General features: G+C 69.6%; 5 protein-coding genes. 1 reads left to right on the top strand and 4 read right to left on the bottom strand.

What is annotated here, in order from left to right; all coding sequences use genetic code 11:
* The 4 genes from G3I19_RS35890 to rimP form a co-directional block, all read right to left on the bottom strand.
* Positions 1-277: translation initiation factor IF-2 N-terminal domain-containing protein (locus G3I19_RS35890; RefSeq protein ID WP_164267865.1), on the bottom strand; the 277-nt coding region annotated here is incomplete at its 3' end.
* 147 nt (positions 278-424) lie between these two features.
* Positions 425-703, bottom strand: coding sequence for a YlxR family protein (locus G3I19_RS37900; protein ID WP_164267864.1), 279 nt, complete (start codon positions 701-703; stop codon positions 425-427).
* 122 nt (positions 704-825) lie between these two features.
* The gene (gene nusA, locus G3I19_RS35880; protein ID WP_164267863.1) at positions 826-1,839 is read right to left on the bottom strand and encodes a transcription termination factor NusA; all 1,014 of its coding nucleotides are present in this window, start codon (positions 1,837-1,839) and stop codon (positions 826-828) included.
* Between the two features lie 2 nt (positions 1,840-1,841).
* Positions 1,842-2,339, bottom strand: coding sequence for a ribosome maturation factor RimP (rimP, locus tag G3I19_RS35875; RefSeq protein ID WP_164267862.1), 498 nt, complete (start codon positions 2,337-2,339; stop codon positions 1,842-1,844).
* Positions 2,340-2,520: 181 nt separating this feature from the next.
* On the opposite strand from rimP, the gene G3I19_RS35870 reads away from it, so the two are divergent.
* A partial coding sequence (locus G3I19_RS35870; protein ID WP_164267861.1) for a twin-arginine translocation signal domain-containing protein occupies positions 2,521-2,777 on the top strand: 257 nt, incomplete at its 3' end.

Raw genomic sequence — 2,777 nt, 5'->3', positions numbered from 1 at the left:
GACGGGCCGCGGCGGCCGGGGACGGCGCCGCAGGCGTGGAACCCGCACGGGGTGCGGGAGAGGGCGCGGCCTTGCGGGGCGCGCCGGGCTTGGCAGCGGACTTGCCGGCGTTGCCGCCGGGCCCCTGCAAAGCGTCGGTCAACTTGCGTACAACCGGCGCCTCGATCGTCGAGGACGCCGAACGTACGAATTCACCGAGTTCTTGGAGCTTGGCCATGACGACCTTGCTCTCAACTCCGAACTCCTTGGCGAGTTCGTATACCCGGACCTTAGCCACTTCGCTCCTTTTAGGTCCGGGTTACCGCCGGACCGTCGCTACTTCATGGGCGTACTCATCGCGTACTCATCGAGTGCTCATCGCAATCTCGACCTACTTCCAACTCGCGAGGTACCTGACCGCACGGGGACCCGTGCCGTTCACTTATTACGGTGCTGCCTGCCCGACATACTGGTTCAGTTCCGCGCTGTCGAGCGGCCCCCTGACCTTGAAGGCCCTGGAGAACGCCCGGCGGCGGACCGCCAGGTCGAGGCAGACCGAGGCGGGGTGCACGTACGCACCCCGGCCGGGCAGCGTACCGCGCGGATCAGGGGCGCATTTGCCCTCAACCACGACGATGCGCAGCAGTTCGCTCTTGGCCGTCCGCTCCCGGCATCCCACGCAGGTTCGCTCAGGGCACGCTCGGTCGACTGTCCGGCCAGACACGTTTAAGTCTACCTCCCCGTAACGACCCCACCCGATCGGGGCAGGAATCGAACGGATGTTGTCCTGAAGTTTTCCGCACTCGTGCGGACACGGTCCCGGCCGGGCGGCCGGGACCGTCGGGCTCAGCTCTCGTCGTCCCGGCCGCCGGACGGGCCGTCGTCCGGCTCGGTGTCCGGGCGGATGTCGATACGCCAGCCGGTCAGCCGGGCGGCGAGACGGGCGTTCTGCCCTTCCTTGCCGATGGCCAGGGAGAGCTGGTAGTCGGGGACCGTGACCCGCGCCGAGCGGGCGGCGAGGTCGACGATCTCGACCTTGCTGACCCGCGCGGGCGAGAGCGCGCTGGCCACCATCTCGGCCGGGTCGTCCGACCAGTCCACGATGTCGATCTTCTCGCCGAGCAGTTCGGCCATGACATTGCGGACCCGGCTGCCCATCGGGCCGATGCAGGCACCCTTCGGGTTGAGCCCCGACCGGGTCGACCGGACGGCGATCTTGCTGCGGTGGCCGGCCTCGCGGGCGATGGCCTCGATGACGACCGAGCCGTCCGCGATCTCCGGGACCTCCAGCGCGAAGAGCTTCTTGACCAGGTTGGGGTGGGTGCGGGAGAGCGTCACGGACGGGCCGCGGACCCCCTTGGCCACCCGGACCACATAGGTGCGCAGCCGCAGCCCGTGCGAGTAGGTCTCGCCCGGCACCTGCTCCTGCACCGGCAGGATGGCCTCCAGCTTGCCGATGTCGACCAGCACGTTCCGCGGGTCCTTGCCCTGCTGGACGACCCCGGCGACGACGTCGCCCTCGCGTCCGGCGTACTCGCCGAAGGTCAGGTCGTCCTCAGCGTCCCGCAGCCGCTGCAGGATGACCTGCTTGGCCGTGGTCGCGGCGATCCGGCCGAAGTCGGACGGGGTGTCGTCGAACTCCCGGGCCTCCTGGCCCTCTTCGAGGTCGGCCGGGTCCTCCTTCGCCCAGACCGTCACATGACCGTTGTCGTGGTCGAGGCGCACGCGGGCGAGGCGGCGGCTTCCCTCCGTGCGGTGGTAGGCGATGAGGAGGGCCGACTCGATCGCCTCGACCAGCAGGTCGAAGGAGATCTCCTTCTCCTTCGCCAAGCCCTTCAGAAGCTTTACGTCGATGTCCATGGCTACGCCTCCTCTTCCTTCTTGTCCTTGCGGTTGAATTCCAGCTCCACGCGCGCCTTGGCGATCTCCGCGAAGCCGACCCGGCGGGCGGTGGGCTTGCGCCCCTTCACGCCCGGCACTTCGAGGTCGAGGCCGTCGGCGTCCACCGCGAGGATGCGCGCGATCACCTCGTCGCCCCCGGTCAGCGTCAGCTTGGCCAGGCGGCCGGTGGCTCGTACGTAGTGGCGGTGCTCCGTCAGCGGACGGTCGGCGCCCGGCGAGCTGACTTCGAGTACGTACTCGCCGTCGCCCATCACGTCGCTCTCGTCGAGCTTCTCGGAGATGGCCCGGCTCAGCTCGGCGCAGGTGTCCAGCTCGACGCCGTCGTCGGAGTCCACGGTGATCCTCAGTACGCCACGCCGGCCGGCCCGGGAGACTTCGATCTCTTCCAGATCCAGGTCCTTGGCGGCGACGAGCGGTTCCAGCAGCCCGCGCAGCCTCTCGCTCTGGGTGGTGCTCATCCGGGTGACTCCTCGGCCGCGTGTGCTGTTGTGGGATCGTCGCGATTCCCGATCGCCGCGTCTCTGATCGTCGCGTGTCAGATCAAAGGGTATCCGGTCCGCAGGGGTGTTGCCGTCCTCGCTGTGTTGACCCGCGGGTACGCTCGCCTGCGGTGATCACTTCGGGCCGAGGGAGAAACACGTGCTGGGCACGGGGACCACACGCAGGAGTGTGCTGGGCGCGACGGCGGCTGCCGGTGCCGCACTCCTGACCGGCTGTTCGGAGCGGTCCGCCGCCCACCGTACACAGGGTGCGGCCGCCGCCCGCGCGGGGACGGCGCTGCGGCTGCGCTCGGCGCGGACCAGCGGTGGACTGCTCGCGCTGTACGACGCGGTGCTCGCCCGGCACCGGGACCCGGCCACCGAGAAGCTGGCGGGCCCGCTGCGGGACACCGTGGC

The sequence above is a fragment of the Streptomyces sp. SID10853 genome (assembly GCF_010548145.1).
GTDB lineage: Bacteria > Actinomycetota > Actinomycetes > Streptomycetales > Streptomycetaceae > Streptomyces.
The sequence above is the reverse complement of the archived record's forward strand: the minus strand, read 5'-3'. Positions and strand labels throughout refer to the sequence as shown.

Excerpts from the sequence above, each read along its gene's own strand:
- nusA (WP_164267863.1), bottom strand. The coding sequence starts at position 1,839 with ATGGACATCGACGTAAAGCTTCTGAAGGGCTTGGCGAAGGAGAAGGAG.
- rimP (WP_164267862.1), bottom strand. The coding sequence starts at position 2,339 with ATGAGCACCACCCAGAGCGAGAGGCTGCGCGGGCTGCTGGAACCGCTC.